Below are 26424 nucleotides of genomic sequence, written 5' to 3'. Positions count from 1 at the left end.
TCATTGCAGAAGGAAGATAGGTGGACGGATTTTACTCCGCCCGCGGACGGTCTATTCCGCCGCTTCCGTGGCCGACTTTTGCACCGCCGTTCTCATGACACGCCGGCGGGCGAAGAGCGCGCCATGCCCGCAATCATGCTGCAGGACAAACAGGCGAACAAGGAAGCCGGCCGCGGGAACCGTCAGCAGCAGCGCCCACCAGTGGCCGTTGAGGACAGCGAGGGCAAGGAGCACCCACAAAGCGACGAAGGGCAAAGCCGTGACGGCGATCTCGATCGTGCTGCGGAGCGGGCTGGCACGCCGGTAGGGCGCAAGCGACGCGATCCAGGAACGATGGTTCCGTTCGATTTCGGCCTTCGCGGTGTTGCTGTTCAAGGCTTTCTCCTGGTTCCGGTCCACGCTGGACCGGGACGCGCGTTCATTTGTCTCGAAAGCTTCACCCCGACCTTCGTAGGGACGCCCAAAGCAAGAAAGGCCGAGCGCATTGCCCGGCCGATCCACCCGTCTTTATATTCCGTGCCAGTACATCCGTGGTCACAGAAGCAAAGACAATCCTTAAGCAGCGCGCAGGTTTTCCGCAGCGCTTTTGCCCGACCTGTCGTCGGTCACGACGTCAAAGGTCAGCTTCTGGCCTTCAGAGATGGAGTTCATTCCGGCGCGTTCGACGGCAGTGGCATGAACAAAAACGTCCGATCCGCCGCCCTCGACTTCAATGAAGCCGAAACCCTTGGTGGTGTTGAAAAATTTCACTGTGCCAGTGCTCATGACGATTTCCTTTCTATCAATCAGAGAGAATGCCCGGCGGGCCCTAAGGGCCGCGACCGGACGATAAAGTCGATGTTGATGGGAAAATCACCAGAGCGCGAGGCGCAAATAAAGTTCGTCAAACAAGATCGATGGAAGACATATGCGCTTCTTTCGTGTCTAATTCAAGGCAATATTTTAGTTTCATCGAAGAAAAATTGAAAACATTAAAACGTAATTATTATACGAATATTTCTATTATGTCCTATTATTCAGTCGTAATCGTAGATATATGTAGTCTTGCGGTTCGCTAGACCCGGCCTCATAAAAATTGCCTCTAAAAAGCTCTTCAGAATTTCGCGCACGGTGTGAAACGATGATGGCGTATGCGCGCAACAGAGAGCGTCTTTTTCAGGCCCGCGACGCCAACAACGCGCGTCCATTTACGCTCAAGCGGCCGGGGAGCGCTGCCGCCGATCACACCAGACAATTGATCCCAAATCGGAAGGAATCGGCATCATGGCAGCAGAAAACAATGGAGCGTCATCCATCGGAGAACGGTGGAAAGCCTATCACCCTGCAAAATCGACACTCGTGTGGGCTTGCATCATCACCGCCATCGTCACGATCACCATTGGCTTCACCTGGGGCGGATGGGTGACAGGCGGCACATCAAGATCCCTGGTAGCCGACGCCGGTGAACTTTCCCGGGATGAGTTGGCGACGGTCATTTGCGTCCAGAGGTTCAAGGCGGCGCCTGATTCAGCACAGCAGCTGAGCGAACTGAAGGCCATCGACAGTTCCTACAAACAGCGTCAGTTCATTGAAGCTGGCGGCTGGGCCACAATGCCGGGAGACGACGACGCAAGTCGCGACGCCGCCTCGGGCTGCGCCGCCGAACTCGTAGGATAAAAAACCACAGAGAATGAACCGCCGATGAGGCAGCCGGAAACGGCTTTCTCATCGCGGGCAATGCCCGGATTTTCGAGCGGTAGGCAAGAGGCGCCACCGCAACAAAGCGCGCCGGACAAATGGAGGTTGCAGATGGCCAAAGGTCAGAAGCGAAGCGATCGCAAAATCAGAAAACCCAAGAAGGAAAAGAGCGCAGCAACCGTCGAGGCGCCGCCGCTCGGTTCACTGGTCAGAAATGCCGGGAACAGCAATGTGTCGCGTGGCAAGCCGAAAGGCTGAGCCGCCACATCGTCTTCGGCAGATGCTACGACAGATCGAGCAAGCCCCCCCGGTCTGTCGGTGTTTCAAGTGACGATAGAATGAGCCTTACAAGCCCGCTTAACAACCGGTGGTATTTTGCGCCACCATCTCAAGGATCTATTCGGTCATGGCACTCGAATTCCCCAATCAGAGCCGGAGTTATGACAACAAAGGCAAACGTGTTCGCTTTACCGGCCATGATGGCATGTTTGAAGTGATGTTTTTCGCCAGGGCCGATGCTCTGAGCAATCCTGCCGATGGCGAAGAACCTTATCTCGCCGCTTTTGATGCAGCGCGTGAGAAGATTTATGACGCAGCACGCAGGATCTACCTAAAAGGCCGCAAAGCGGTCTACACCCTGACGGCCTCTGACGTTACCTGAGCCTTTTATACACGCCACGCCGGTTCAGATTTCCTCGGTAACAACATCGAACTGCCGGAGAATGGCCGGGCCGAAGGCCGTCGACATCGCCACATCGGTTGCATCGCGGCCTCTCGCCATCAGGATGCGGCCGATGCGTGGGCTGTTGTGCCGCGCATCGACCGTATACCAGCGACCGCCGAGATAGACTTCCATCCAGGCACTGAAATCCATCGGGTTCGGATCCATCGGTACGCCGATATCGCCGAGATAGCCGGTGCAATAACGCGCCGGGATATTCAGGCAGCGGCAGAGCGTGATGGCGAGATGGGCATAGTCGCGACAAACCCCGACGCCATCTGTGAAGCCGCCAAAGGCAGTCCTGAACGGGTCGGCCTTCATATAGTCGAATGCGATCCGCTGATGGGTGAAATCCAGGATCGCATGCACGCGCGGCCATCCGAGCGGCGTATTGGCAAAGTAGCTCCACGCAAAATCGGCAAGACGGTCGGTGTCGCAGTAGCGGCTGCCGAGCAGATAGACCAGCACGTCATCGGGCAGATCGTTGATCTGGTGCTGAATGGCGCCATCGGGAACAGGGTCGGGAAGTCCGTCGTCATGGATCTCGAAGGTGGTGGAGATCGTGGTCCTGCCTGGGGGCGCGACGATGCGGTTGCAAGCATTGCCGAAAACGTCGGTATAGGCCGATACGTCGATCGGACGATCGAAGGACAGGACCTGCGCCGTCAGGAGATCCGCCCAGCGGGACGGGAAGACGTTGAGGGTCAGCAGCATCGGCGTCGGATGTTCGCAGTCGTAGCCGATATGGAAGCCAGCGCGTATCTTCATGTCGTACCTGTCCCTTGCTTTGATTGATCGATCGATCACGTCTACACATGTAACGCGGCAGCACGGCGTTCCGTCCGGTTGAACGGCAGAATAAATTGGTCCCGCTTCGCAATGTCCTCACCGGAAGTTGGCGCGGCGGCTATGCAAGCCGCCTCGGCAGCGCGATCAGACTGCCGCGCTTATGCTGTCCAGCTGCGTCGTGACATTAACCTGCACTTCCATGCCGTCGAAATCGAGCGCCCCGCCGTCATAGCTGCCCGACAGGGGAACCGCCTGGCTCGGGTCCCGGGCGATGCCGACGCGAATGAGATCGCGATTGCCGACAATGCCGTTGGTCGGATCGAACTCCACCCATCCCGCACCCGGCAGATAGACCTGGCACCAGGCATGCGTCGAGCCGCCGCCCAGCGTCACGGATCCGTCGCGGTCCGGCACATAGATATAGCCGGTCACGAACGAGGCCGCGAGCCCGAGCGAGCGGGCCGCCTCCATCATCAAAAGCGCGAAGTCGCGGCAGGTGCCGCTGCGAAGCCGGAGCGTTTCGCTAGGCGTCTGGGTGCCGTACTGGCTGCGCCGGATATAGCTGAAACTTTCCCTGATCCCGTTGCACAGCGTCATCAGCACATGACCGGTGCGCGCCGTATTGCCATAGGGTACAAACCGCTTTGCCCACCGGCCGACTTCATCGCCGGGATCGGGATAGTGCCGCGCAATGGTCTTCTCGAGATCGATTGCTTCTTCCGGATCATAGGAAAACGGGAAGCTGGAGGCTCTTTGATCCAGCTCGAGATCGAGCGGGATATGCGCCTTGTGATCGATTTCGATCGTGGTCTCGAAGCTGAGTTCCGACGCGGAAACGTCGACATCGACAAGCGCGATGCAATTGCCGAATACATCGTGAATCCAATGAATGCGCGCGTCCTGCGGGCGAACCTTCAGCGTGCAGCTCAAAAGCCTCTGGTCGAAACTGTCGCGGGGTCGGAACATCAATCGATGACGCCCGAAACCGACCGGCCGTCTATAACGATAGACGGTGAGATGGCGCACCGAAAAGATTGTCATTCAACACCTGCACAGTCATGCGGACAGTGCCGGGATAGCCCTTTGGGAGCGAGCGCTTCCATCACTTTTCGCTGCGCGCAAGCGGATAATCCGGCGCGTCGTACAGCATACGGATCTGTCTGTCGTCGTAGCGGTTTTCATCAATCTCCAGCACTGATCCCCGAAGCTTGCAGCCGTCTCTCTCTTCCACGGCAAAACGCACCGCGTCCGCGGCGGTCTCAAACCGTTTGTAGCGAGGGCTGCGGCTTCCCTTGGCCTTGCGACCGGGATAGAGGGCAGCTTCGACCATATAGTCGAATTCGTTCATCTGTTCATTCCTGTTGGAGAAAAGCCTTATGGCAAGCCGCGAGACAAGTTTTCGTCTCATACCGCTTCTTTTACATCTTACACGACAAATCCCACCTGCGTAAGCTATCGGCTCGATGCCTGGCGCAGATAGCCAGAGGAAACCGAATGCATCATGGAATTTCGCAAAACTGACATGCCTCAACGCCTTTGACCTCCGGACGGCAGTCGGGGTGCCTGTCGATGGGCATTCTGAAATGCCAATCATGCATTTCGCATTGAATGTCGGAAATCCATCTGCAGGACGTATCCGTTGGCAGTATCGAAGGGCAATCTTTGGACGGGTGAATAACATCCAGATCGACCTGCTCCCCACTCAGTCAGTTGGTTGTCCAAATCGGGCTCAGGCGGGATGCCGGCTCCGTTCTCTGTTCGATTTTACTGGCTACAGTCACTAGCTGTGAGCTTTCAGGAGGTTGTCCATTCGGAGCAGAGCGAGGAGACTGGAGTTACCACGCTTCAGTACTCACCGGAGGCTCCGAATGAACATTCACAAGAATGCCCGACTGACTCCGCTGCGTCGGGAGGAGATGGCTGTTGCCGTTCTGTCTGGCGCGCTCACGAAAGCGCAAGCTGCCTGCGTCTATGCCGTTTCCCGCAAGATCGTGTTGCGCTGGGTTGATCGCTTCAGAAAGGGCGGGCGCGCAGGTCGAAAGGGCGTCTGCGTGCTTATCGTTCCGGAAAACAGGCGCGGCGCGGTTCGGCGCGTGCCCGCATTGGCCAAGCTGACGGCGACCGTCCGTGTCGCGCCCGGCATTGCCGATGTCCAGGTGCGCTACCGCCGGCGGATCATGGATACCCGCAGCCGCTTTTACGCCGCCCGAAGGACCGGAGGCAGAATTCGTGGCCGAATTGCTGAAACGGGTGGGGCCTGAGCGTATCGCAGCGGCTTTCCTTCGTCAGCAATTGGCCGCCCGCCCTGTTCCCGAAGACCTCTTGCCGCTGCCCGCCGAAGCGCTTGAGAACAAGACGTCCGCTCGCGCCCGTCGGTCTGCAGACAAGCAAGGGACGGTTCGCGAACCGCGCGGTGCGGGCATGTAGGACGGCGTATGGTTCACCATCTCGCTCGGGCGCAGGCAGCGCGCCGATCCGAAATTCCTGCTGCCGATGATCTGCAACGCCGGCGGCGTGACCAAACGGGATGTCGGCAGGATCAGGATCGATGACACCGACACCCGTTTCGAAATTTCCGCCGACAAGGCCGCCGGTTATGCGGCGCAGATCAAACAGCCCGGCAGTGTAGAGAAAGGCATCAGGATCGCGCCGGCCGGCAAGATGCCCGAAGAGCCAAGACAAGCGAAAACGAAACTCAAGCAGGACGGCAAGCCGTCCCGCAAGCACCAGTCTTCGCCTGCCGATCGCGGCAAAGCGGCGAAACACAAGGCCCGCAAACCGAAGCGCCACGCTTGATCGGCGCCTTCTGCCGTGCGCCGCCTTAATGACTGCTTGCGGGAACCACGCGCCGCCGAGACAACGTCCAAAATGAGGGCGCATTCCGGACCGGCAGAAACGGGGCCGGAGGAAAAGTGTCTATTGAATGTCCCGCCTAGTTTTCAATCGTGGGCGCCACGAAATCGGAAGAGGCCGAGTCCAGTGGGTTGTCAACCGAGGCGGCTATGGTTGAGTCCGGGCTTGAAAAACGTAGTCCTCTGATTGATGTCTCCACTGTATTAGCGATACGCCCCGCATCCAAATCTTCAGCATCAGTAGTCAAGGCGACAGTCATGGGGCCAACGCTCATGAAGTGCGCTATCGTGTCGCCACTTTTTTGGACTTCGGTTCGGCTTCTGACCATGTCCTGCGAAGGCTGCAAGAAGATCTTCAGAGTCTTCCCGTTCGCACCTTGATAAGTCAGACGAACGACGCCGTCCTGCGACGTGGTTGGTTCTACTCGTGACACGAGCCGGTACCCTTCAGATGAGAGATCGGGAGCAGGAAATGCGAGCCAGAGCCGATTTTCAAGCGGGCCCGCCTGACCCGTAACCGTTGACACAGGATGCCGGGAAATGAAGTTTTCCGATAACGTCACGGTATCCATGAACGAGGCGGGGAGCGACGCTCTATGAGGCCGGAGTTCATCATAGAAGTAGCCGAGTAGGCCAGCGCCAGCCAATGCGGCAGCCAGCGAGGCTGCCCGGGCAAGATTTGCGCCGGTGCGGGCCTGCCTGTTCCAGACTGCTGCACGCAGATGGGCGGGAACAGGCTCCACCTTATGGTTGAGGCAGACCTGCCGGAGAAGGTCGTTCTGCCGGCGCACTTCCTCGACGAATTCCCGCGCAGATGGATTTGAATCCAGGAAGGTTTCGACTGCGGCCTTCCGTTCAGGGTCGTCTTCAAGTAACCCGTCAGCGTATGCCAAGAGATCGAGTTCCTGTATCCTGTCTGATCTGGAATTCATTTCACGCGCCTCAGCAAGGTCGGTTTCGGGGAGCGGGAACGGTTTTCGCGGAGGGCGGCCCGCCCCCTGGAAAGCCTTGACCGTACGGTGCCAACAGGCACATTCAACAATTCGGCAACCTCGTCATAAGCCATTCCATCGAGAGCGACGAGGAGTATGATGACGCGCTGTTCGGCAGGGAGGCGATCGAGTGCCTCTGCGATACCGATGCATTCAACCCGATCCTCCTGATCAGGCAACTGGACCGCGACCCTGTCGATCGCTTCCTGATCATAAGGCGTTGAGCCGGGTTTCTGCGTTCGGACGCGATCAATATAGGTCCGGTATAAAATCCGAAACAGCCAGGATCGCAAACGTCCCTTGTGGCCCCACAGGCGCCACTTCCTCAGAGCGCGTTCCAGGGTATCCTGGACCAGTTCGTCGGCTTCGTCCTGATCCCGGGTTAATGCGAAAGCATATCGCCGCAGATGCGGTATCTGCCTCTCGATCATCCACCGCAGGTCATCGCTCATATCATTTTTCCTGACATTCAGTCGCTACAGCTACTGACGGGTCCGGACAGAAAAAAGTTCCCAAAAAAGAATGGAACCAATCATCGCCTGCTGCCGTCTGTTGTGTCGCCATGAAGGCAAATCAGTCAATCCGCGACGGCATGCAGCCTGTATCGACGTTGCAAATTGAAAGGACGACATGACCTACTCAATTCAGAGGAAAATCGCCGCATCCATGATCGCCGTTGCCTCGTTCTCGATGTCTTCCACGGCCGTCTTCGCGCAGCAAACCCAGGTGCCGGCCCCTTCTTCCGGCGCGCAGGGTTCGCCCGCGATCGAACAGGACGTGATTGATAACTTCGCAGAGGCGTCGATTGAGATCCAGCAAATCATGGTCAAGTGGGAGCCTCGGATCAGCGGCGCGCAAACCGAGGCCCAGGTCGAGACGCTCCGGGAGGACCAGCGGGAAGAACTCGTAGCGGCTCTGCAGGCCAATGACCTTGATATAAGCACTTACAACAGGATCTATCAGGCGGCCAGCAACGATCCCGCGCTCGCCCAAAGAATTCTGCAGCGGCAGGAGCGGTTGCAGCAGTAGCGGCTAGCCAATCTGACGATATGTCGAAATCCGAGCCGGCCGTGACAGGTGAAATCCTCAGCGGCCGCAACAAAGCCGAAGGAGAACTGAACAATGCGAAAATTGATCACCCTGGCCATTTCCGGTCTGATGCTCTTGGGACTTGCCGCATGCGGCGACGAAAATGCGGGCGACAACGCAAGCAGTGACCCTGACATGTCGGCCCCGGCGGAACCTGGCATGGCTCCGGCCGATCCCGGCGGGAGTACAACGCCACCGAGCCAAGGCGGCGGTACGGATCAGGGCTCCAGCTCAGGCCAGTTCTGAAATATTCTTGACAATAGCCAAGACGTAACCGGTGTCCTCCGGTTTCGTCCTATACCCCATGAACTTCAGAGGGTTGGTTCACGTGTTATCGCTGGGAAACGGCGATCCAGTGTATGGAACGCATAGGCCAATGGCTGTTGCGATCTGAACCTTTTGAGATGCGGATCAAACAAGGCAATGATGCGATGTATAAAACTGCGATGTGTTTAATTTTCGGTTTTGCATTTCTGGGATTGACCGCCTGCAACGGCAACCAGACGAACCCGGCAAACAGCTCCTATTCCTATACCGGCTTTGACAGCAGTGCACCCGTCAACGTGAATCCCGAGGCAGACGGCAGTTCGTTCTGATCCTCACGGGTTGCTTCCGGTTGATCGTCTTTCGCTCAAGTCGGGCAGCTTTTGGCACAAGCGAGGATCGGGATTGTCGGCAGCCTTGCTTGGCTTGTGTGATCCTGCTCGGCATTGCCTCCCGATGAAGGGAGAGGTCCCGGACCGCCAACACATGCTTCCACCGTTCGAACGGAGAATGATACATTGAGCAGGGTTTCCGCAGCGATTGCCGTCACCGGATTTTTGTTTTCCGGTGCGAGCTTGGCCGAGGATTACAGATGCGCGAGCTTCGCGAATGACGTTTACGGGCAAGATGCCGGTGAGGCGAATTCAAGCTATGAATTTGCGGTGTCGCGGGGCATCGTGGATGGTGTATTCGTCGCCAGCCAGAGATCGCCACTGGCAGTCTCGCAAGACCAGACGCGGGGACAGTTCAGGCGCGCCGTTGCAGTCAGGTGTTCCAGCCATCCGGACGAGACAGTTGAAAACGCTGCGCTCACTGTTTCAGGACTGCTTCCGGACGCTTCTGAATATCGGTCTATGGCGCCACTTGATTTCAATCTTGCGAAGAGTTCCATCGTTGGAACGAAAGTATCATTATCCGGTGACCTCTCAGTTAGCAGCGACTCCGCGACCCTTTATAGCGACGAAATGAATACGAACTCAATCAAGATCGACATTTCTCAACTCGCCCAAACCGACCGGGAATACCTTACGGAGAACTGCACAGGACTTTGTCAGATCACCATCAATGGCGTAGTATCAAAGTTCAATTTTAGCGAAGGACTGAAGGCCGAAAGTATTGCGCACGAATGATTCAGGGCGTAATTTCCGCGGGTGGCAGAACCGCCATTGGTGCCGCGCACAGCCCTCAGCCGACGACACCATAAAGGGGGTGCGATTTTCCGCATCCCCCATTCTCTGGTTGCCGACAAAATTCAGGAAGCAGCGTCGATGTTGACCCCACCCTTCGTGGCGATCTCTGTCATGCGCCGGTCGCCGTCGTAAGTCTGATCGAGACATTTCTCCAAAATCGCTGCGTCACCGTCCAGACCTAGCCGGTTGGCGAAGGCGGTCAGCGTTCCGTAGCCCGCGAGCGCGTAATGTACCATACGCTGGTATTGCGGAATGATCGCGGCGTCGCGCACGTCAGAGTCTGTGATCTCATCGGACAAGCCATGGGCGCGCGCTTCTTTCACAAGGCCTGCCATTCCCTTGCAATGCTCCGCGTTCGGCTTAATGCCGTGATCATTGCAGAGCTTTTCAATCTGAGCGATGCCGTTGGCAATACCGTTGGCACCGGCGATCAAAGCTTCGGACAGATTCTCATCCTGGGCGGCGCGGCCTAGCTCGGTCACGACGGGCAGGCACTGGGTGTTTGCGCTCCAGATGTCCTGCAATTGGTCAAGATAAATGTCTTTGAGCGAACTCATGGCCATTTCGATCTCCTTTGTGTTCGTTAGTCACCCAACGAGTAGTGCATTGGAATGTTCCTCTGATTGATACGGCTTGCCTGTATGCTGTTGCCCGCCCAAGTCACCGCACCGAACGTCAAATTAATGAACTTGACTACGTTCGCAGGCCCTGTAGCCAACGGCGGTTCGGCGGCGCTGATCCGGAGTGCGAAACGACAGAGTTGGGGGCGCGTCGCGGGCGGACGGAAAGGGGGAGCCGGGAGGATAATGGCGGGTTTTGACCTCAGAAATTGGCGAAACAGACATTCGCGCTTAGGAGGCGCATGGCGTTTCCGGCCCGTAGCGGACGCTCGATTGCTGCGCAGCGAAGGTTCGGTTCGAGCCCCGAAACATACACGCGGGCTCAAAGCGGTGGCGCGGCGCATCACTGCCTAAGCGCGACATCTTGCTGGCTGGCCTGAAGCGCAGATTGGAGACGGCGCTGTCCGGGGCCTCCGAGCCACCCCCCTAAGCGTCATGAGCGCGCCGAACTCGTCGTTGAGCACCGCGATATCAGCGCCTCGCGCGCCTTGCAGCCGGTCGAAAAGTGCGGCATTGCGGGCAAGAAATTCGTTTTCCGCCAGCAGCGCATCAGGGAAACGATGATAGGTGACGGGCTGTCCCGTCACCACGGTCAGGGCATCCTGAATTTGGTGGAGGCCCGTCAAATCATCCCCTGCGATAGAGATCGTCTGTCCGGCATAGCAAGCGCTCCAGCACAGGACCGCCGCCGCGATTTTGCCAATGTCCTCGCTGGCGCTCACCTGCATGGACTGCTCGGGGTGCAGGAAGAATGTGATCCTGCCCTCGTTTAGCCCTATGCCCGGAAGTGTCAGCAGCTCCATGAAGGTGGCAGGCCGCAGGATCGTGCTGGCGACACCTGACCGGCGGACACAGTCTTCGATGTCCAGCTTGGTATCAAGATTGGGAAGTCCGGTCGGGCCCTCGCTGATGAGGTCGGCAGAGCTGTAGACGATGTGCTGCACACCAGCCTGCACTGCAAGATCCACGATCGCCTTGCCGTAAAGAACTTTTTGCGCGTCCGTGATGCCCGATCCGGCCGCTCCGGAACTAGGTTGCACGCTGAAAACGCTCTGGACACCCTCCATGGCTGCCCTCACGGACATGGTATCCGCGAACTCGCCACGGACAAGCTTCACGCCGAGGTCAGCGAGACGGAGAGCGGCGGGGCTATCGGGGTTGCGGACGAGAGCGCGGACCGGTCGGCCCAGTCGCGCCTCGGTGCTTCCCATTTCTCCTCGCGCGTTTTGCGCCAGAGCAGGGAAAGTGCCAGCATCGGCGCTGTGGTGTTAACGTTCTGCGATGGCAGGCCTGCGGCCAGCTGATTGGCGTACCAAGCCTCGAGAATGGCTTTGGCCTTGTCGTCGCCGGTCTGCAGCCAGAGTTGGGCGAGACCATAAAACCCGACTCCCTGCGGCCATTCCCAGTTGTCGAAGCTGACATAGTCGCCCTTGGTGCCATCGAGATTGGGCTCGTCGAAATGACCTTCATCCTTCAGGCCAGTCAGCCCGCCAACAAGGCGGCCGATCCAGTCGGTCAACAGCGCACGATCGATCATCGTCGTTTCCTCCGTATGTTCTTGACTTTCAGTGTCCGGCAGCGGCGAGATCGGCCAGGATCATGCTCTTCGCGCAATCATGGACGATGCTTGCCGGCCAGTCCGGGTCAAAACCCCGCGTGCCGGTAATCCGCTGGAAGGCAAGTTGCTTGCCGGCGCCGGTGAGGATCATCGCCGCATCGCGTGCACCCGCAATCGTCTCCAGCCCGACCGAAATGCCGTGGGTCGGGACCTCGGAGATGTCCGCAAAACCCGGAAAGGTCGACATGTTGTCGATACGGGTTTCCTCGGCAAGCGTGAGGACGTGGGTGAGCGAGTGCCGTGGCGTACCCGGCGGATTGAAGGCCACATGGCCATCGCTGGCACCGGAAGCGAGGATGAAGAAATCGAGCCCACCTGCCTCGGCAATGCGCCGGTCATAGGCCTCAGGCTCATCAATATCCGCAAACCACACGTTTTCGGTGGGCAGGTGATCTTCAGGCGGCAGGACAGCGTTCAGAAACTGCCGGATCTCTCGCTCGGCGAACCCCTGACATGAATAGTGCGCCTCGGGCGCCGCGAGCCGCAACGCGCTGGCGGTATCGGCCAGTACATATTCATCCATCATCACCAGCACGAGCCCGGAAAGATCGCGTGGTGCCTGCCACAGCATATCGGCAAGTGCGGCATAAACCGGTCGCGGCGTGCGCCCAGTCGGGCATCCGAGGAGATAGGTCTTGCCGGCAGCCCGGGCCGCGTCGAAGCCGTCAAGAATGGTCTCTGCCATGTGGCGGCCGATGGCTTCGGGCGTTGGAAGAATGCGGCATTCGGTCATGGCCAATCCTGTCTGCATTTCGTCCCTCTGCCGTAACAAGCGCGGGAGAGGAGGGTTTCAAAGGGACCGTCGGCGGTCGGTCAGGCGGGGACGAGGCTGACCTGCGGCTCAACTGTGGAGGCCGTGAAGGGGCGCTCCACACCGTCCACCGTCAGCGGACCGTCGAAGGAAAGCGCGAACTGCCGCCCGGCGAGGGTGATGGAAAGGCTGCGGCTAGCGGCATCGAAAACGGTCTCCGCGGCAAGGTGGCGAGCGACGAAGGTTTCGAAATCGCCATCGCGCAATTTCGAGCCGACAGTGACGACCCAGCCGTTGACCCGGCCGTCCGAGCGCCACTCGACACCACCCGTCGGCCCGGTTTTGACCGGCGAAAGCCCGTTGGTCGCCCAGACAGCGGCGTATCCATTGCCACTTTCGGCAAAGAGCCAACCGTCTCTCGCCTCCAGCCTGTCGAAATGTTCCTCCGGCGCGAACAGATGAGTGAAGCGCACGCGGGCATCCTTCAGATCGTAGATCGCCAGCGCCACGCCACCGTCTTCGGCAAGCCGCGGCAAAACGCCGTTGCCTGACCAGAACGAGGGGCGCTGCTCGCCCCATGGATCTTCCTCGCCCGGATGGTTCACCCAGAGCCGCGCCATCGGATCGCCCGAAAGCAGCACGTCAAGAACATGCTGCTGGTGTCCGTGCTCGCCCGTCTCATGGTCGACGACGGTCGAGAGCATTGCGGCATCGGTGCGGAACAACTGGATATGGGCGTTGTGATCAACGCCCTGCGTATAACGGGCCTGCAACGCATCGGCATTGGCCCACTTCGCCCATTCGGCGCATTCGGCCGGCGGCACGTAGTCGCTGACGCAGAAATAGGGAAGCGCCAGAACAGCGGAAGTGAGATAGCCGCCACCGAAGGCAACGGCGGCGAAGGAGGAAAGCTCAGTCAGCGGCCCCGCCCGCAGTTCCTTGTCATAGGCACGTCCCTGCGAACCGCCGGAAACACCGGCAAGCGTGTGCAGGCTGAACATGCGGAACAGCCGGTCGATCAGCCCCTTCGCGCGGGCTTGCAGCGGCTCATCGGCAAAGATGTAGATGGCGAAGAGACCAATGAAATCGATCGGGTAATAGGCCGCCGAGTTCCACTCGATAAAGCCGTGCTCTTCGATGGAGTCGAGCCAGGCACCAAGGCGCTCCTCGCCGAGTGCCTGCTGTTCGCGGCCGCTGCGGCCGGAGCACTCAAAGCGCTCGTCCGGGAAAAGCCGGCCGGCGATGAATTGGCAGACATGGAAGCAGAGCGTATGGTTCTCGCTCCAGAACCACATCACGTCATTGCTTGGCTCATCCACCCAGTATCGCCACCCTAGGATGGCAGTGCGCAGCCTTCCGGCAAAGCCTTCCGGCAATGCGTCGCGGTGCCTGTCCCAGATCAGCAGCAGCGCGACCATTTGGAAATCCGAGCAATCCTCACGCGCTTCCACCAGATCGAGCGTCCAGGAGAGGATGTCGAACAGCGAGACCGGATCGACCTCGCCGCTCTCGAGCATGGCAAGCGCCTTGCCGGCGAGCCGGTCGCCATTGTGCGAGAGCCGAGAGAGCGCCGCCTTCTTGCGCGCCTCCAGCGTTGGGCCAAGATCAGTCTCGCGCCCAACTTTGAGAAAGGCGGCGCCGATCGTCTGCTCGACGCTGACATCACCGGCTGAGAAGGTCATGTCGACGAGGTGATAGCCGTCGCACACCCTGCCGGCATCGGCGACGTGAAGGTCGGTCTCGCCTGCCTTGAGCACGCGGTCCTCCAGCAGGAAGGTCTGTCGGTCATGCCCGGTCGAATGCACCCTGATCGTAACCGGGACATCGACGGCGACGGCCTCGTCAAAACGCAACACAAAGGCATCGTTGCCGGTGGTGACATCGTGGAGCGGTCGGCCGGTGCCCGCAAGCCTTGCAAGCGCGGCGACGAGATCGGCATCGGCATCGGCGACGATCCGGTTCTCGATCGGCCGCTCATCCAGGCTGACCATTTCGAAGAACCAGTCGGTATCCCGCTCGAACAGGTCTTCGGCGTGCAGCAGGATTTCGTTTTCGCCAACGCCGAGCATCAGCGAGATTTCTTCGGAATGTTCGACATTGCGTTCGAAAGGCTCGAAGCGGACGCATTCGGCGCCGTTCAGCCAGATTCGCACCCCGCCGCAGGTCGAAAGACGGAAGCGATAGCGATCGGGCTCGGAGACCTTGAGCACGCAGCGGCACCAGACGCGCCTGTGCTCCGGCGTATAGGCAAAATCCGAGAACAGCACACGACCGCCTTCGGCCGGCGCGTGCACCCGCTCCGTCCGCCAGCCCGTCCATGGCGCAATCGGGCGCCCGGCCATCTCATTCAGGAAAGCCGCACGACACGGCAATGGCCTGAGCCCGGGGACCCCGTTGCGAAACCGGTAGCCGACGGGATCATGCGAGGGCGCTGGCATGCCGGGAAAACCTGCGATGATGACGGGCGAGAGTTCCCAATGGGCAAGCGCCTCCCCTGCCGTGACGATTTTCGCAAGGCCGGATGCCGGATGAGCCATGATTTTTCTCCGCGCGGCCGCGAGCGCTCACTCCTTGGTGGCGCCCGAGAGCAGGCCGCTCATGAAATAGCGTTGAAGACTGATGAAGAGCACGAGCGTCGGAATGACCGAGAGCACCGACATTGCCAGAAGACGCGGCCAGTTGATATCCCACTGCCCGACATTGTTGGCGAGCGCGAGCTGCACCGTCCACTTCGACTGATCGGTGATCAGCAGATAGGGCCAGAGATAGTCGTTCCAGCGCCAGACGAAGGTGAAGGCGGCAAGGGCGGCGATCGCCGGAATGCTGAGCGGCACGATGATGCGCAGGAAGATGCGCCACTCCGGCGTACCGTCGATGCGGGCCGCCTCGAGCAAGCTGTCCGGTATGGAGCGGATGTACTGACGCATGATGAACACGCCCGTCGGCGTGGCCGCCGGCGCCAGGATGAGGCCCCACAGCGTGTTCAGAAGATGCAGTTCCTTGAGGATGATGAAGATCGGGATGAGGATGATCTGCAACGGGATCATCAGCGCCGACATGATGATCAGGAAGATCACCGTTTCACCCTTGAAGCGGAACTTGGCGAGCCCATAGCCCGCCATCAGGCTGATCAGCACCGACAGCGCCGCCGAGACAACCGCAACGAATAGCGAGTTCTGGAAGTAGAGGCCAAAATTGTCCTGCGAGATCGCGGCGCGGAAGTTCTCCAGCGTCGGGCTCGTCGGCAGAAGCTGCGGCGGCCAGGCGAAGATCGCCTTGGACGATTTCAGCGAACTGGCCAGCAGCCAGAGCGGCGGCAGCAGGAACATCGCCAGCGTGAGCACAATGAGCGGCGCACGCAGATATCTTGCACGGTTCATGTCTTCTCCCTCGACATGCGCAATTGCACGATGGTGAGCAGCAGCAGCGCGACAAACAGGATGGCGGACTGCGCAGCGGCGATACCGGCGGCGTTCGGCTTGCGGAACGCGGTCTCGTAGATGGTCTGGATCAGGTAGACCGTCGAACGGCCAGGTCCGCCACCCGTCAGTGACACGACAAGCTCGTAGACCTTGAACGCCTCGACCGAGGCAAGGATCATCACCAGCGACAGCGTCGGCTTCAGAAGCGGCAGCGTGATCCGCCAGAATGCCCGCCACGGGCTCGCCGCATCGATACGCGCCGCCTCGTAAAGCTCTTCCGGGATCGTCGTCAGCCCGGTGATGATGATCATCATGTAGAAGCCGGCATTGGCCCAGACCCAGACGAGCACGACGGCGATCTGCGCCATCGAGGCATCCTGAAGCCACGGAACCGGCTCGATCGACACCAGAGAAAGCACATAGTTGATCAGCCCGGAATTGAAGCCGAACAGCCATTTCCACACCACGCCAGTAATCAGCAGGCTGATCATCGCCGGGAAGAACACGACTGCGCGCACCGTGCCGGATCCGAAGAAGGTCCTCTTCAAAAGTAGCGCCAGCAGCAGCGACACGATCGTCACCAGCGGCACGGCGAAAACGACGAAGCCGACGGTGCGCGCCAGGACGCCGAGAAACTCCGGATCCTCGAAAACCGCGACGAAATTGTCGAAGCCGACGAATTTCGGCCAGGTCGCCGGCACCCGTTCAGTGACGACGATGCCGCGCCGGAAAAGGGACATGAACAGCCCCTGCGCCAGCGGGTAGATGCAGAAGGTAACAAGAAGACCGACGGTCGGCAGCAGCAGCAGATAGGGAAACATCGGCTTTGCCAGCCGGCTGCGGAGGCTCGAGCGCACCGTGGTCCCAGGCGGGGGATTGTCCCCGCCTGGTCTCATTTCTGCCTTGGCAGCAGGGGTGACCGCTTCCTGCTGCATTTTACCGCTGATACTCATTGGGCGTCTGCGGCAAGCGCATCTTCGGCGGCCTTGCGGATCTTGGCGATCGCATCGGCAGACGATATCTGGCCGGCGGCCACCTGGTTGACCGACTGGATGATCGGATCCCAGACATACTGCATGGCCGGGTTACCCTGATCGGTCGCGGCATAGACGGGGCTCTCCGTCAGTTCGGCCTGGAAGCGCTGCAGGGCTTCGGAAACCGTGGCATCGCCGTAGTCGATCGCCGGAATGTCGAGGTTGGCGGGGATCAGGAAGAGCGGCTTGTTGAAGGCGCTCTGGCCCTCTTCCGTCGCGGTCAGCCATTCAATGAAGGCGGTTGCCTCATCGGCATGTTCGCTGGTGTTGAAGCCGACGACATAGTCGCCACCAACCATGCTGGACTGTACCGTGCCATAGGGCGTCGGGCCGGCGCTCCAGGTGAAGTCGGCATCGGCAGCAAGGCTAGGCACCTGCCAGCTGCCCGACATCCAGGCAACAGCCTGGTTGTTGAGGAACAGGCTCTTCGGGTTATCCGAGCTCGAACCGGAGAACAGGCCGGCCGGCATGTAACCGTCGGCGATCTCTATGAACTTGTCGAGCGTCGCCGTCGCCTTGTCCTGATCGAATACGACCTCGTAGGGCTCTTCCTCGGAGAAGAGGTGGTTGCCGTACTGGAATTCGAAGGTCAGCCAGCGGCTGGCCGAAACGTCCCAGACCAGCGGATAGCGGATACCGGCGGCCTCGGAAGCCTCCTTGGCGTTGGCAAGGAACTCGTCCCAGGTCCAGGGCTGGTCGATCGGCGGGATTTCGATGCCGGCTTCTTTGAAGGCGTCGACGTTCAACAGCATGCCGATCGCCGTCAGATCGAGCGGAGCGGCGATGATCTGGTCGCCGAGCTTGGCGCCGGCGGCGAGCCCCTGATTGAACTGGTCGAGGAAATCCGCGCCGAGCGTAGGGGCGAGATCGGTCAGAAACGGCCGGATGAAAGGCCGCATCGAGCTCGTCTTCGAGATATCCGGCAGCGAACCGGCGCTGGCGAGCTGCGCGAAGCGATTGTCGATACCGTCATACGGCACGATCTGAAGATTGAACGTGGTCTCCGGATGCGCCTCCGTATAGGTGGCAAGCACATCCTTGATAACCTGCTCCTCCGTATCCGAACTCAGATACCACATGACATCGAGCTCCGACGCCGAGGCCTGACCGGCCATGATCGCAAGAATTCCCGTGGTCAATGCATATTGTAGTTTCATCATCTCACTCCCTTTTGATGCTAAGCTCTTTCACGTCGCGAACGTCGCATGCCCCTATCCGGCTTCAGCGCGCTTATCGACTTCCGGAGGCGCGGCTGACGCATTGTTTCCGGAGCCGACATATTCACGGTTTTCCATGTCGCACCCCCTTTTTGGAGAGGTGTCAGCCCGCAACATCGCCCGCCTGATGTCGAGCAAAGCCTCCATGATCGCGCCAGTGACACCGGCCCGCTGACCAAGTCGACTTATGGCGATCCTCGGCTGCACCGGCGTCAGCTCTGCGGTATATTCCATGATCAGCTTTGCAAATTCGGCTCGTGAACCGATACCGCCGCCAAGAACGATTGCCTGCGGATCGAGCAGGGTAATTATGGTCGCCGCACCGACCGCAACCTGACGGGCGGTATCATCGATAACGGTTGCCGCCTTTCTCTCACCGGCGACAGCGCGATCGAATATCTCGCGCACGCTAACGTTACCCTCGCCATATCTGCGTCGGATGCCGGGCGTCCCGACGATATCTTCATAGGCCCCGCCGAAAGTGGTCCTGGCTGCCCTGAACGGATCCGTGCCAGCCGGCATGTAGGCAATTTCTCCGGCGCCGCCGGAAGCGCCACGCACCCGACGCCCTTCCATCATCAACCCAAGACCAATCCCCGTGCCCAGAGACAGGAAAGCAAGAGAACCGTTGCCTCTGCTGCGCTCCTGACCAGAGAAAAAAAGGTGCCGCCCCTCGCCGCGCCAATATTCACCAAGCACAGCAAAATTGACATCGTTGTCCATCAGCACCGGACATCCGCCGAAAAGTGAAGACAAACGCGAATCGAGGCGGAAGTCGGAAGGAAGTGACAGGTTGGGAGACAGGGTAACACTGCCGGTTTCGACCGAAACAAAGCCCGGTACACCAAGCCCGATCGCTCGCAATCCGCCAGCCTTTTTACCGGCTTCCTCTTGAAGATCACGCACCAGTGAGGTGAGCTGCTCAAGCGTGGCTTCCTCACCATCGTGACGGGTCGGCTCGGACCGCTCGGCCAGGATGCGACCCGACATATCGGCAAGCGCGCCATAGAGCTTAGTACCACCGAGATCGAGGCCAACCACGCAGCCGGCATCGCACGACAGACGCCAGACCGGCTGCGCCTGGCTTTGCTGACAGACGATAAACCCGCTCTCCTCGAGCATTGGCAACAGATAATGGCCACCTTTCGCGCCGCCTTCGGCAGCCTGCGCCAGCAGAGCATCGACAATGATGAGATCGGAACAATTCTCTTGCACAGCACACTTCTCAATTCGTTAAGTTGACGAACTAAATACTGGATGCTTCTTGGGACTATGTCAAGCGACGATCCGAATCGAAACGCAAACCGCCCTACCAGACGCACCTCTGCCACAAGGAACGGGCACTGGATTGCCACGCGCCCAACCACTGTTATGATTTGAGCCGATCAAAGCACGACCCAGAAGCGCAAAGCCACATCTTCAAAAGCAGGACAGGACCCTGAAAGAGATGCCCACACAAGCACCGCCACCTATCCTGCGCCAGATATCGACACGCGCCGTAATGAAGGTTCTCCTCGAGCAGGGGCCAACCTCCAGGGCAGAACTTGCAAAGGCCACAGGCTTTTCAAAGCAGACAACCTCGGAGGTAATCCGCACGCTGGAAGAAAGCGGTTACGTGCGCATGAAAGGGATCGACTCAGGAAAGGTCGGCAGCCCTGCAGTCATCTACGAAGTGGCGGACGAGGCAGGCTACGCCCTGGGAATAGATGCCGGCGCAAGCACGATCCGCGCCGCCCTAGTGACTTTGAGTTCAAAGATTGCGGGGGAACTGACCCTGCCAAGCGATCCTCGCGGAGGCCGCGAACTGGTTGCCCAACTTGGAGCCGTAAAACGCCGATTGCTCGCCGAGACAAGAATAGCCCCTTCGGCCTTGAATGTTGTCTCGCTTGCCATGCCTGGCTCTGTGGATCCAGGCACCGGCGCCATTAGCCACGCCTATGCCGTTCCTGAGATCGACCGATTTGACGTCTTCAAGGAACTGCAGGAAACTTTCCAGTGCCCGCTGCTGATGGAAAACGACATCAATGCCGCCGCAGTCGGCGAGTACTGGAACGGTGACGCCAAAGGTGCGGAATCCCTCGCCTTTCTGTCTATTGGCACAGGCATCGGCATTGGCATGCTGATCAACGGACAGCTCTGGCGCGGCGCGACAGGAGCTGCAGGAGAAATCGCATACCTCCCGATCGGTTCCGACCCCTCCTCCCCTCTTTGCCCAGAACGCGGCGCCCTCGAGTTGGCGATTGGCGCACCGGCCATCATCCACCGCTACCGGATGATGGGTGGCGGCGAGAACGTCTCGATGAAGGCGATATTTGATCGCTGCGCCGCCGGCGAGCGCGCTGCCGTCGCGACCGTGGAAGAAAGCGCCCGGATCGCATCACTTGCCGTGCTGTCCGTACTCGCGCTCTTCGATCCGGCTGAAATTGTCATCGGAGGCAATATTGGCCGAAGGCCGGAAATGTCACAGAGAATCATACGCTTCCTGCCGCAATTCACACATCGGAAAATCAAACTGAGCGTCAGCTCACTGGGAGCCCGCGCAACAATGATGGGCGCCGTAGCGCTGGGCCTCAATCACATGCACGACAGTCTATTCAACCTACAGTCATTGCCGGCGAGCCTGGGCTTGCCCGGAGGACGCGAACCATCGGTAGATTTTCACGACAGAAAGGCCAGCAACAAAGGCTGAAGCCGCTTGAAGAATGATTTTTTAGTTCCGTGACTTGACTAAATATCGCTCTCACTCCAAGCTAAGGGCGGAATATGGATGTTGGCTCCTTCGGGAGGGAGAACATATTCCCTTGGCTGAAAAAGGGGAGAACTCATGGCTGATCTGGCACTGCGCAATGTGGTCAAGCGTTTTGGCGAAGTAGAGGTCATCAAGGGCGTCGACCTTGAAGTCAAGCACGGAGAATTCGTAGTTTTTGTCGGCCCTTCGGGTTGCGGCAAATCGACTTTGCTACGCATCATCTCAGGACTGGAGGGGACCACCAGTGGCTCGATCGAGATCGGCGGCGCCGAAGTGAGCAAGGCGTCGCCTGCGGATCGAGGCATTGCTATGGTCTTCCAGTCCTATGCCCTCTACCCGCACATGACGGTGGCCCAGAATCTTTCTTTCGGCCTCGAGAATACACGCAAGTCCAAGGCGGAGATCAAGACACGCATAGATGAAGCCGCTCGCATGCTCGAACTGGAACCATATCTGCAGCGCAAGCCCCGTGAGCTCTCCGGTGGACAGCGGCAGCGTGTCGCAATAGGGCGTGCGATCGTGCGTGAACCGAGTGTGTTTCTGTTTGACGAACCACTGTCCAATCTGGACGCGGCCCTGCGTGTTCAGATGCGCGCGGAAATCGGCAAACTCCATCGCCGGTTGCAAACGACCATGATCTATGTCACCCATGATCAGGTTGAAGCGATGACGATGGCTGACCGCATTGCTGTGGTAAATGGCGGTCGTATCGAACAATTCGGCGCACCGCTTGAACTCTTTGAGCATCCAGTCAACCGTTTCGTGGCAGGCTTCATAGGCTCACCGCGCATGAACTTTTACCAGGGCACCATCAAGGACAGCAGAGAAGGCGTAGCACGGGTCTTTATTCCCGGGTTTGGGGACCTAACGTTCGAGGTCGACCGAGCGCTTGCAGAGGATGGGGTAGAAGTGGAACTCGGGGTCCGCCCGACCTATTTTGCCTTTGTTGAGGAAGGCGATCCTCAAGCAATCGCATTTCAGGTGGAATATGCCGAGAGCGTCGGCACAGAGACATATGTCTACGGCAAGATCGTCGGCAACCCCGCAACCACAATCCTGCACTTTGCGGACCATGTTGCACTCAACGAAAACGATCAGCTGAGACTACGCCCCGCTCTGAACCGTGCTCATCTTTTCCGCATTTCTGACGGTAAGTCCCTCAACGCCTCATTCGTGAAGACGAGTGTACCCGAGGCGTCAGCGGACAGCGCAGTTCACTAGCTGAATAGCCCCGAGTTTCAAAGACACCCTCGGTTTGTTCGGTCTCAGCGCCTTTGAGACAGGACAATCCAGCCTGGCGTAATATTCCTGCCGTTCGCGGTAAAACCGCCGATCTGGTTCCGGCCCTGAGGGGACATATCCTATTTGTTGTCCGCGCCCGGCCAAGAGGTCGAGCAGGCGTGCATCAACCTTATCATTCTCTGGAATGACCTGGTCGCTATACATCACCAAACTCACCATGCAGCGCCATCTTTCAAGGCATCTTTAATACCTTTGCCAAACGATGAACTTGGCTTGAGTCATGCTGCTTTGCAGCGGCAGCAAGACCGTAAATGCCCGGTTGCCAACGACGGCCGCTTTCAGGCGTAGCAGCGGCGGCCTCTAGGGTCGCTATAGGCGGCGCTTTTCTGCCGTTCTGTTTTGCATCATCCAAGGGGTAAGCCAAAAAAGACAAAATGATGGTTCGCGGTCAAGGTCTCGATTGATACGCCTTGGCCAGCCAGCACTTTCAGCCCGATATTTCGTTTTGGGGGCAGCACAAGATTTGCTCCTAATTATGGTCGAATCTGTCTCGCTGCTGAGACAGCTGGCTACAACCGTGGATGCGAGACTGGTTTCGGTATCCTGACGTTTGTCTATTCTTCCTCCATCAGGCGGAGGCCCTGATTTGAGCAGGAGGATATGCGATGAACGAACCAACGCAACTTGCGTGCGAATATGTTTTCCCCTTCAAGAACGCTCCAAGGCAGCGACATCCGCGACGCGGCCTTGTGATGGCGCCGGGACATGGCCGGCAGGCCGCGAACATGCCGATTGGCTTTGGTTCCGACAAACCGACTTTTTTCTAAGGGAGTGAGAAATGGCGAAAACAATGAAAGCAGCCGTCGTTCGCAAGTTCGGCGCGCCTTTGGAAATCGATGACGTTCCGGTGCCAGAAGTCGAGCCGGGAATGATCCAGGTGGCCATTCAGTCCTCGGGCGTTTGCCATACGGACCTGCATGCCGCCGAAGGAGACTGGCCGGTGAAGCCGGAACCGCCCTTCATCCCGGGTCATGAGGGCGTCGGGTTTGTCTCGGCTGTTGGCGAGGGCGTTAAACACATCAAGGAAGGCGATCGCGTTGGGGTTCCATGGCTCTACACAGCCTGCGGGCATTGCCGCCATTGCCTCGGCGGCTGGGAAACCCTCTGCGAAAGCCAGAAGAATACCGGCTATTCGGTCAATGGCGGGTTTGCCGAATATGTGCTTGCCGATCCCAACTTCGTCGGACATCTTCCAGACAAGGTCGACTTCAACGAGATTGCACCCGTCCTCTGCGCCGGCGTGACGGTGTATAAGGGCTTGAAAATGACCGAGGCCCGGCCGGGTGACACGGTCGCGATCTCCGGCATTGGCGGCCTCGGGCATATGGCCGTGCAATATGCCGTCGCCATGGGGCTGAATGTCGTCGCCGTCGATGTTGACGATGCCAAACTCGATCTTGCTCGCCGTCTGGGCGCCAAACTCACCGTAAATGCCCGCACCAGCGTCGATCCGGCGGCTGAGGTCAAGCGCGAGACAGGCGGAGGCGTCCAGGGCACTCTGGTGACCGCGGTCAGCGAAAAGGCCTTCGAACAGGCTATCGGCATGGTTGACCGGGGTGGAACCGTTACCCTGAATGGCCTGCCGCCAGGAGATTTTCCATTGAATATCTTCGGTATGGTGCTGAACGGCATTACAGTGCGCGGCTCAATTGTCGGCACCCGCCTCGACTTGCAGGAATCGCTCGATTTCGCGGGTGATGGCAAGGTCAGAGCGACAATCCACACCGCTCCCCTCGATGACATCAACCCCATTTTCGAGCGCATGAAAAAAGGTCAGATCGAAGGCCGGATGGTTCTGGATTTGGCCGGCTGACACAGCAGATCCGGTCGGTCCTGAAAAGGGACCGGCCAGAGCAGAGCGGTGCTGCGGACATTCCGCAGGGCCGCCCACGCCGCAAAAGCGGCGAAAGGCCCTAAAAGGAAATGGAGAGTATCGGAGCGCTCAACATAGTGACGGCCGAAGGCCGGGAGCGCGGTAATTCTCGACAGGTCCGGACGGCGGAAAATGCAGCCGTAGGAGCCTTAGCGGAGCGAAATCCAAAGGATGTAAGGCGGGACCGACTGCATCGCTGACCGGACCTTCATTGTTCGTTCAAGCGCAACAAAGGAGCGCCGGACGAGCGATCGTTACCCGCATGGGCGAAGACAGATAAAAGCTGGCTTCGTGCCGCAGGTATAGAGCGCGTTTCGTGCACCAGAACGAACGGCCCCGTTAACTGGTCTTCAGCGCTGCCTACAAAGCCTGAAACCAAACCCATTACCGGACTCCCTGGCTTTTGCAGTATTTGTTGATCTGGCTCGCTAAGTCGTAACCTTCATTTACATAGTCCGGTATCCATTCGGCATCTTCGTTGTCGAGCGGGGCAATTTTGGTCTGATATTCCGCTAAGGCTTTATCATAAGGCGGAAACCGTAGTTCGCAGGTGCATTTGCCAGCCGCTTCGATATTGGCTGCGACCTGATGAACATAGACCATCTCCAGAATTCGTCCGCTTGGATAGCCTTGAAACCACTCCAGAGGAATTTGCGGTTTATCATAGGCTGTGCAACCGCCAAGCGTTGTGAAGCTTCCGTCTTCTGATTTTGGGGCAGGGGCGAAGTTCATATAATCGCGTTCTTGCTGCATCAGCTCTTGTTCAGACGGGGGCGTCTGCTGTGCGGCGACAGCGGAAGCGACGAGGCTGAATGCGCAGGCGAGAATGGCAGCTTTTTCCATAGGGTGGTTTTCTCCGAGAATTAAAAAGTTCGACAATTACACAACTCACATTGGCGGTCTTACCCGCACCAATGCCGTTTTCTCGCGTTCCATGCGGCCGACCCGCCCCGGTAGCGAAGGGCAAGCCCCTCTCTGACGAGAATTTGCCCGGCGTCCCTGCCGTCGACCTCGACATGGATCAGATTCCGACCGTATTTGTCGGTTGTCCCGCTGTCGATGATTTCGACGGTCCCAGCCTGTCCGATCAGCGCCCGCAATCTGTCTCGGGCCTGATACCCCACCTTTTCCTCGTAGCTGCACCGCGGCTTGGAAATCTCGGGCGTGTCGATATCGAGCAATCGCATCCTCTGACCACTAATTTTAATAGTATCGCCGTCGTAGACGCTGATTTCCCCGGCACTGGTGACGATCGTCGTTTGCCGGCTGTATTTGTCAGCCTGTCGGCCGATCTCGCGAAGGACGGATTTGGGGACGCCGACCGATTGGGCGACCTGCCCGAACTCGGGGATGGCCGCGATAATGGCGATAACACCGCCGACAATGATCAAGAGTTTTGAGCGGTTACGTCTGATCACGGACTTTCAGGCTCCTTGTTGGTCATGGGGTCGGCGCCGTGCCCATCTGCCGCGCGGCTAGTTTTCGAGCGAGCAGCCCGTGCAGGGTTTTTTCGAGATGCAAATCGCCGGCCTTCGCTTTCCGGGCCATTCCCCGCAAATAGCCTCCCGGCGAACTGACGTCGCCGTCGGCCTGTTTTTGGGCGGTAATGACAAGGGCGAGCGCAGCGAGCCCTTGTCCTGCGACCTGTCGCATTTCCGCCCAGGTATGGGCCGACACGCCGAGCATCGGGCGAAGTTCAGCGGCGTATGCGTCCAGCTCGTGCCAGCTTCGCAGTGGCTCGATCGACAATTCGGAAATGATCGGGCAAGCGGTCAGAACCGTTCGAAGATCGATCTGCCGGCCGGATTTTACCGGCCTATCGGGTTGCTCTGCCCTCGCAATCTGCCCAGGCTCCTTTTCAAGAGCCATTCTTTCAGCGGCGGAGCCGCTGTCAGCTTCAAAAGCTGAGTGTTGCGCGTCAGCGCAACTCCATTCGTCTTTACAAGATACAGTTTCAGGTTGGGTTGTAGGTTCTAATAGGTGTCTGTGAACAGACTCCTTGGTGTCAGTTTTCTTGTCCAAATCGTTCATGACAAGAGCGTTGAGCGCCTTCCAGAGGCGTTCGAAATCGCGGTGCATGCGTTCGAGATGTTCGACGCTGGCGCGGCCGATCTTACCGAGAAAGGCCCGGAGCTGATCGAACCTCTCCGCGATGGAATGCCAGCGGGCGTGTCAACGGCGGTGTAAAAACCGGCCGCGGGGCGGAGCAAAAGTCGGCCACTTTGGACGCAGGCATGAGGGCCGCGGGAGGGCGTAGCCCGAGC

General features: G+C 58.8%; 31 protein-coding genes and 1 pseudogene. 12 read left to right on the top strand and 20 right to left on the bottom strand.

The window, feature by feature from the left end; translation table 11 throughout:
• Nucleotides 1-51 precede the first annotated feature (51 nt).
• Together ABID12_RS20335 and ABID12_RS20330 are read right to left on the bottom strand one after the other, a co-directional pair.
• Nucleotides 52-375, bottom strand: a complete 324-nt coding sequence (locus ABID12_RS20335; RefSeq protein ID WP_354435887.1) for a hypothetical protein — start codon at nt 373-375, stop codon at nt 52-54.
• 180 nt (nt 376-555) lie between these two features.
• Nucleotides 556-765, bottom strand: a complete 210-nt coding sequence (locus ABID12_RS20330) for a cold-shock protein (RefSeq protein WP_354435886.1) — start codon at nt 763-765, stop codon at nt 556-558.
• A 498-nt stretch (nt 766-1263) separates the two neighbouring features.
• On the opposite strand from ABID12_RS20330, the gene ABID12_RS20325 reads away from it, so the two are divergent.
• The 3 genes from ABID12_RS20325 to ABID12_RS20315 all read left to right on the top strand — a co-directional run bounded on the left by ABID12_RS20325 (nt 1264) and on the right by ABID12_RS20315 (nt 2338).
• Nucleotides 1264-1656, top strand: a complete 393-nt coding sequence (locus ABID12_RS20325) for a hypothetical protein (protein WP_354435885.1) — start codon at nt 1264-1266, stop codon at nt 1654-1656.
• 132 nt (nt 1657-1788) lie between these two features.
• The gene (locus tag ABID12_RS20320) at nt 1789-1935 is read left to right on the top strand and encodes a hypothetical protein (RefSeq protein ID WP_354435884.1); all 147 of its coding nucleotides are present in this window, start codon (nt 1789-1791) and stop codon (nt 1933-1935) included.
• A gap of 148 nt (nt 1936-2083) precedes the next feature.
• A complete protein-coding gene (locus ABID12_RS20315; protein WP_354435883.1) occupies nt 2084-2338 on the top strand; it encodes a DUF1488 family protein in 255 nt (84 codons plus the stop codon).
• 24 nt (nt 2339-2362) lie between these two features.
• Here ABID12_RS20315 and ABID12_RS20310 read toward each other — a convergent pair whose 3' ends face one another.
• The 3 genes from ABID12_RS20310 to ABID12_RS20300 form a co-directional block, all read right to left on the bottom strand.
• Nucleotides 2363-3166, bottom strand: coding sequence for a transglutaminase-like domain-containing protein (locus tag ABID12_RS20310; protein ID WP_354435882.1), 804 nt, complete (start codon nt 3164-3166; stop codon nt 2363-2365).
• A gap of 165 nt (nt 3167-3331) precedes the next feature.
• A complete protein-coding gene (locus ABID12_RS20305; RefSeq protein ID WP_354435881.1) occupies nt 3332-4228 on the bottom strand; it encodes a transglutaminase family protein in 897 nt (298 codons plus the stop codon).
• A 61-nt stretch (nt 4229-4289) separates the two neighbouring features.
• Complete coding sequence (locus ABID12_RS20300; protein WP_354435880.1) at nt 4290-4535, bottom strand: hypothetical protein; 246 nt, start codon at nt 4533-4535, stop codon at nt 4290-4292.
• 520 nt (nt 4536-5055) lie between these two features.
• On the opposite strand from ABID12_RS20300, the pseudogene ABID12_RS20295 reads away from it, so the two are divergent.
• A pseudogene (locus ABID12_RS20295) lies at nt 5056-5220 on the top strand (helix-turn-helix domain-containing protein); the annotation flags it as partial.
• Between the two features lie 460 nt (nt 5221-5680).
• Nucleotides 5681-5983 carry a DbpA RNA binding domain-containing protein gene (locus tag ABID12_RS20290; protein ID WP_354435879.1) on the top strand — a complete coding sequence of 101 codons (303 nt, stop codon included), beginning with the start codon at nt 5681-5683 and terminating at the stop codon, nt 5981-5983.
• Between the two features lie 136 nt (nt 5984-6119).
• Here the strand turns inward: ABID12_RS20290 and ABID12_RS20285 are convergent, their stop codons facing one another.
• Both ABID12_RS20285 and ABID12_RS20280 read right to left on the bottom strand, forming a co-directional pair.
• Nucleotides 6120-6971, bottom strand: coding sequence for an anti-sigma factor family protein (locus tag ABID12_RS20285; RefSeq protein WP_354435878.1), 852 nt, complete (start codon nt 6969-6971; stop codon nt 6120-6122).
• Nucleotides 6968-7483 (bottom strand): RNA polymerase sigma factor, encoded by a 516-nt coding sequence (locus ABID12_RS20280; protein WP_106312730.1) that lies wholly within the window; start codon nt 7481-7483, stop codon nt 6968-6970. Before ABID12_RS20280 ends, ABID12_RS20285 begins: the two co-directional genes overlap by 4 nt.
• Nucleotides 7484-7661: 178 nt before the next feature.
• On the opposite strand from ABID12_RS20280, the gene ABID12_RS20275 reads away from it, so the two are divergent.
• From ABID12_RS20275 to ABID12_RS20260, 4 genes are all read left to right on the top strand, one after another.
• Nucleotides 7662-8060: a DUF4168 domain-containing protein gene (locus tag ABID12_RS20275; RefSeq protein ID WP_354435877.1), complete on the top strand. Its 399-nt coding sequence runs from the start codon at nt 7662-7664 to the stop codon at nt 8058-8060.
• Between the two features lie 93 nt (nt 8061-8153).
• Nucleotides 8154-8366 (top strand): hypothetical protein, encoded by a 213-nt coding sequence (locus ABID12_RS20270; protein ID WP_354435876.1) that lies wholly within the window; start codon nt 8154-8156, stop codon nt 8364-8366.
• A 113-nt stretch (nt 8367-8479) separates the two neighbouring features.
• Nucleotides 8480-8716 carry a hypothetical protein gene (locus ABID12_RS20265; RefSeq protein ID WP_354435875.1) on the top strand — a complete coding sequence of 79 codons (237 nt, stop codon included), beginning with the start codon at nt 8480-8482 and terminating at the stop codon, nt 8714-8716.
• A 186-nt stretch (nt 8717-8902) separates the two neighbouring features.
• The gene (locus tag ABID12_RS20260) at nt 8903-9514 is read left to right on the top strand and encodes a hypothetical protein (RefSeq protein WP_354435874.1); all 612 of its coding nucleotides are present in this window, start codon (nt 8903-8905) and stop codon (nt 9512-9514) included.
• Nucleotides 9515-9636: 122 nt separating this feature from the next.
• On the opposite strand, the gene ABID12_RS20255 is transcribed toward ABID12_RS20260, so the two are convergent.
• From ABID12_RS20255 to ABID12_RS20215, 9 genes are all read right to left on the bottom strand, one after another.
• Nucleotides 9637-10137, bottom strand: a complete 501-nt coding sequence (locus tag ABID12_RS20255) for a ferritin-like domain-containing protein (RefSeq protein WP_354435873.1) — start codon at nt 10135-10137, stop codon at nt 9637-9639.
• A gap of 407 nt (nt 10138-10544) precedes the next feature.
• Nucleotides 10545-11405, bottom strand: a complete 861-nt coding sequence (locus ABID12_RS20250) for an NmrA family NAD(P)-binding protein (RefSeq protein WP_354435872.1) — start codon at nt 11403-11405, stop codon at nt 10545-10547.
• A complete protein-coding gene (locus ABID12_RS20245; protein WP_354435871.1) occupies nt 11309-11731 on the bottom strand; it encodes a glycoside hydrolase family 88 protein in 423 nt (140 codons plus the stop codon). The genes ABID12_RS20250 and ABID12_RS20245 overlap by 97 nt, the downstream gene beginning before the upstream one ends.
• 28 nt (nt 11732-11759) lie before the next feature.
• Complete coding sequence (locus ABID12_RS20240; protein WP_354435870.1) at nt 11760-12545, bottom strand: 6-phosphogluconolactonase; 786 nt, start codon at nt 12543-12545, stop codon at nt 11760-11762.
• 80 nt (nt 12546-12625) lie between these two features.
• On the bottom strand, nt 12626-15100 hold the full coding sequence (locus ABID12_RS20235) for a hypothetical protein (protein WP_354435869.1): 2475 nt from the start codon (nt 15098-15100) through the stop codon (nt 12626-12628).
• A gap of 27 nt (nt 15101-15127) precedes the next feature.
• Complete coding sequence (locus ABID12_RS20230) at nt 15128-15943, bottom strand: carbohydrate ABC transporter permease (RefSeq protein WP_354435868.1); 816 nt, start codon at nt 15941-15943, stop codon at nt 15128-15130.
• On the bottom strand, nt 15940-16881 hold the full coding sequence (locus ABID12_RS20225; RefSeq protein WP_354435867.1) for a carbohydrate ABC transporter permease: 942 nt from the start codon (nt 16879-16881) through the stop codon (nt 15940-15942). Before ABID12_RS20225 ends, ABID12_RS20230 begins: the two co-directional genes overlap by 4 nt.
• Before the next feature lie 53 nt (nt 16882-16934).
• Nucleotides 16935-18176 (bottom strand): ABC transporter substrate-binding protein, encoded by a 1242-nt coding sequence (locus ABID12_RS20220; RefSeq protein ID WP_354435866.1) that lies wholly within the window; start codon nt 18174-18176, stop codon nt 16935-16937.
• Between the two features lie 54 nt (nt 18177-18230).
• Nucleotides 18231-19451: an ROK family protein gene (locus ABID12_RS20215; RefSeq protein ID WP_354435865.1), complete on the bottom strand. Its 1221-nt coding sequence runs from the start codon at nt 19449-19451 to the stop codon at nt 18231-18233.
• Nucleotides 19452-19683: 232 nt separating this feature from the next.
• Between ABID12_RS20215 and ABID12_RS20210 the strand changes: the two genes are divergently transcribed.
• The 3 genes from ABID12_RS20210 to adhP all read left to right on the top strand — a co-directional run bounded on the left by ABID12_RS20210 (nt 19684) and on the right by adhP (nt 24100).
• On the top strand, nt 19684-20925 hold the full coding sequence (locus ABID12_RS20210) for an ROK family transcriptional regulator (protein WP_354435864.1): 1242 nt from the start codon (nt 19684-19686) through the stop codon (nt 20923-20925).
• A gap of 135 nt (nt 20926-21060) precedes the next feature.
• Entirely contained in the window at nt 21061-22206 is a 1146-nt protein-coding gene (locus tag ABID12_RS20205) for an ABC transporter ATP-binding protein (protein ID WP_354435863.1), read from the top strand.
• An 859-nt stretch (nt 22207-23065) separates the two neighbouring features.
• Nucleotides 23066-24100 carry an alcohol dehydrogenase AdhP gene (gene adhP / locus ABID12_RS20200; protein ID WP_354435862.1) on the top strand — a complete coding sequence of 345 codons (1035 nt, stop codon included), beginning with the start codon at nt 23066-23068 and terminating at the stop codon, nt 24098-24100.
• A 268-nt stretch (nt 24101-24368) separates the two neighbouring features.
• On the opposite strand, the gene ABID12_RS20195 is transcribed toward adhP, so the two are convergent.
• The 4 genes from ABID12_RS20195 to repC are packed head-to-tail and all read right to left on the bottom strand — an operon-like array spanning nt 24369 to nt 26239.
• On the bottom strand, nt 24369-24545 hold the full coding sequence (locus tag ABID12_RS20195; RefSeq protein ID WP_354435861.1) for a hypothetical protein: 177 nt from the start codon (nt 24543-24545) through the stop codon (nt 24369-24371).
• Nucleotides 24545-25003: a hypothetical protein gene (locus ABID12_RS20190; RefSeq protein ID WP_354435860.1), complete on the bottom strand. Its 459-nt coding sequence runs from the start codon at nt 25001-25003 to the stop codon at nt 24545-24547. The genes ABID12_RS20195 and ABID12_RS20190 overlap by 1 nt, the downstream gene beginning before the upstream one ends.
• A gap of 59 nt (nt 25004-25062) precedes the next feature.
• Complete coding sequence (locus ABID12_RS20185; protein WP_354435859.1) at nt 25063-25578, bottom strand: thermonuclease family protein; 516 nt, start codon at nt 25576-25578, stop codon at nt 25063-25065.
• Nucleotides 25579-25600: 22 nt separating this feature from the next.
• Nucleotides 25601-26239, bottom strand: a complete 639-nt coding sequence (repC, locus tag ABID12_RS20180; protein ID WP_354435858.1) for a replication initiation protein RepC — start codon at nt 26237-26239, stop codon at nt 25601-25603.
• Nucleotides 26240-26424 lie beyond the last annotated feature (185 nt).

Source organism: Martelella mangrovi (genome assembly GCF_040545495.1).
GTDB classification, from domain to species: domain Bacteria; phylum Pseudomonadota; class Alphaproteobacteria; order Rhizobiales; family Rhizobiaceae; genus Martelella; species Martelella mangrovi.
Note: the sequence above shows the minus strand (reverse complement) of the source record. Positions and strands in the feature narration are given on the sequence as shown.

What these genes read in the sequence shown, in the direction of transcription:
- ABID12_RS20195 (WP_354435861.1), bottom strand. Translation starts at nt 24,545, where the DNA reads ATGGGTTTGGTTTCAGGCTTTGTAGGCAGCGCTGAAGACCAGTTAACG.
- ABID12_RS20310 (WP_354435882.1), bottom strand. Translation starts at nt 3,166, where the DNA reads ATGAAGATACGCGCTGGCTTCCATATCGGCTACGACTGCGAACATCCG.
- ABID12_RS20280 (WP_106312730.1), bottom strand. Translation starts at nt 7,483, where the DNA reads ATGAGCGATGACCTGCGGTGGATGATCGAGAGGCAGATACCGCATCTG.
- ABID12_RS20285 (WP_354435878.1), bottom strand. Translation starts at nt 6,971, where the DNA reads ATGAATTCCAGATCAGACAGGATACAGGAACTCGATCTCTTGGCATAC.
- ABID12_RS20240 (WP_354435870.1), bottom strand. Translation starts at nt 12,545, where the DNA reads ATGACCGAATGCCGCATTCTTCCAACGCCCGAAGCCATCGGCCGCCAC.
- ABID12_RS20255 (WP_354435873.1), bottom strand. Translation starts at nt 10,137, where the DNA reads ATGGCCATGAGTTCGCTCAAAGACATTTATCTTGACCAATTGCAGGAC.
- ABID12_RS20270 (WP_354435876.1), top strand. Translation starts at nt 8,154, where the DNA reads ATGCGAAAATTGATCACCCTGGCCATTTCCGGTCTGATGCTCTTGGGA.
- ABID12_RS20190 (WP_354435860.1), bottom strand. Translation starts at nt 25,003, where the DNA reads ATGGAAAAAGCTGCCATTCTCGCCTGCGCATTCAGCCTCGTCGCTTCC.
- adhP (WP_354435862.1), top strand. Translation starts at nt 23,066, where the DNA reads ATGGCGAAAACAATGAAAGCAGCCGTCGTTCGCAAGTTCGGCGCGCCT.
- ABID12_RS20250 (WP_354435872.1), bottom strand. Translation starts at nt 11,405, where the DNA reads ATGGGAAGCACCGAGGCGCGACTGGGCCGACCGGTCCGCGCTCTCGTC.
- ABID12_RS20275 (WP_354435877.1), top strand. Translation starts at nt 7,662, where the DNA reads ATGACCTACTCAATTCAGAGGAAAATCGCCGCATCCATGATCGCCGTT.
- ABID12_RS20300 (WP_354435880.1), bottom strand. Translation starts at nt 4,535, where the DNA reads ATGAACGAATTCGACTATATGGTCGAAGCTGCCCTCTATCCCGGTCGC.
- ABID12_RS20220 (WP_354435866.1), bottom strand. Translation starts at nt 18,176, where the DNA reads ATGAAACTACAATATGCATTGACCACGGGAATTCTTGCGATCATGGCC.
- ABID12_RS20320 (WP_354435884.1), top strand. Translation starts at nt 1,789, where the DNA reads ATGGCCAAAGGTCAGAAGCGAAGCGATCGCAAAATCAGAAAACCCAAG.
- ABID12_RS20325 (WP_354435885.1), top strand. Translation starts at nt 1,264, where the DNA reads ATGGCAGCAGAAAACAATGGAGCGTCATCCATCGGAGAACGGTGGAAA.
- ABID12_RS20225 (WP_354435867.1), bottom strand. Translation starts at nt 16,881, where the DNA reads ATGAGACCAGGCGGGGACAATCCCCCGCCTGGGACCACGGTGCGCTCG.
- ABID12_RS20210 (WP_354435864.1), top strand. Translation starts at nt 19,684, where the DNA reads ATGCCCACACAAGCACCGCCACCTATCCTGCGCCAGATATCGACACGC.
- ABID12_RS20305 (WP_354435881.1), bottom strand. Translation starts at nt 4,228, where the DNA reads ATGACAATCTTTTCGGTGCGCCATCTCACCGTCTATCGTTATAGACGG.
- ABID12_RS20235 (WP_354435869.1), bottom strand. Translation starts at nt 15,100, where the DNA reads ATGGCTCATCCGGCATCCGGCCTTGCGAAAATCGTCACGGCAGGGGAG.
- ABID12_RS20265 (WP_354435875.1), top strand. Translation starts at nt 8,480, where the DNA reads ATGGAACGCATAGGCCAATGGCTGTTGCGATCTGAACCTTTTGAGATG.
- ABID12_RS20315 (WP_354435883.1), top strand. Translation starts at nt 2,084, where the DNA reads ATGGCACTCGAATTCCCCAATCAGAGCCGGAGTTATGACAACAAAGGC.
- ABID12_RS20290 (WP_354435879.1), top strand. Translation starts at nt 5,681, where the DNA reads ATGATCTGCAACGCCGGCGGCGTGACCAAACGGGATGTCGGCAGGATC.
- ABID12_RS20230 (WP_354435868.1), bottom strand. Translation starts at nt 15,943, where the DNA reads ATGAACCGTGCAAGATATCTGCGTGCGCCGCTCATTGTGCTCACGCTG.
- repC (WP_354435858.1), bottom strand. Translation starts at nt 26,239, where the DNA reads ATGCACCGCGATTTCGAACGCCTCTGGAAGGCGCTCAACGCTCTTGTC.
- ABID12_RS20245 (WP_354435871.1), bottom strand. Translation starts at nt 11,731, where the DNA reads ATGATCGATCGTGCGCTGTTGACCGACTGGATCGGCCGCCTTGTTGGC.
- ABID12_RS20330 (WP_354435886.1), bottom strand. Translation starts at nt 765, where the DNA reads ATGAGCACTGGCACAGTGAAATTTTTCAACACCACCAAGGGTTTCGGC.
- ABID12_RS20205 (WP_354435863.1), top strand. Translation starts at nt 21,061, where the DNA reads ATGGCTGATCTGGCACTGCGCAATGTGGTCAAGCGTTTTGGCGAAGTA.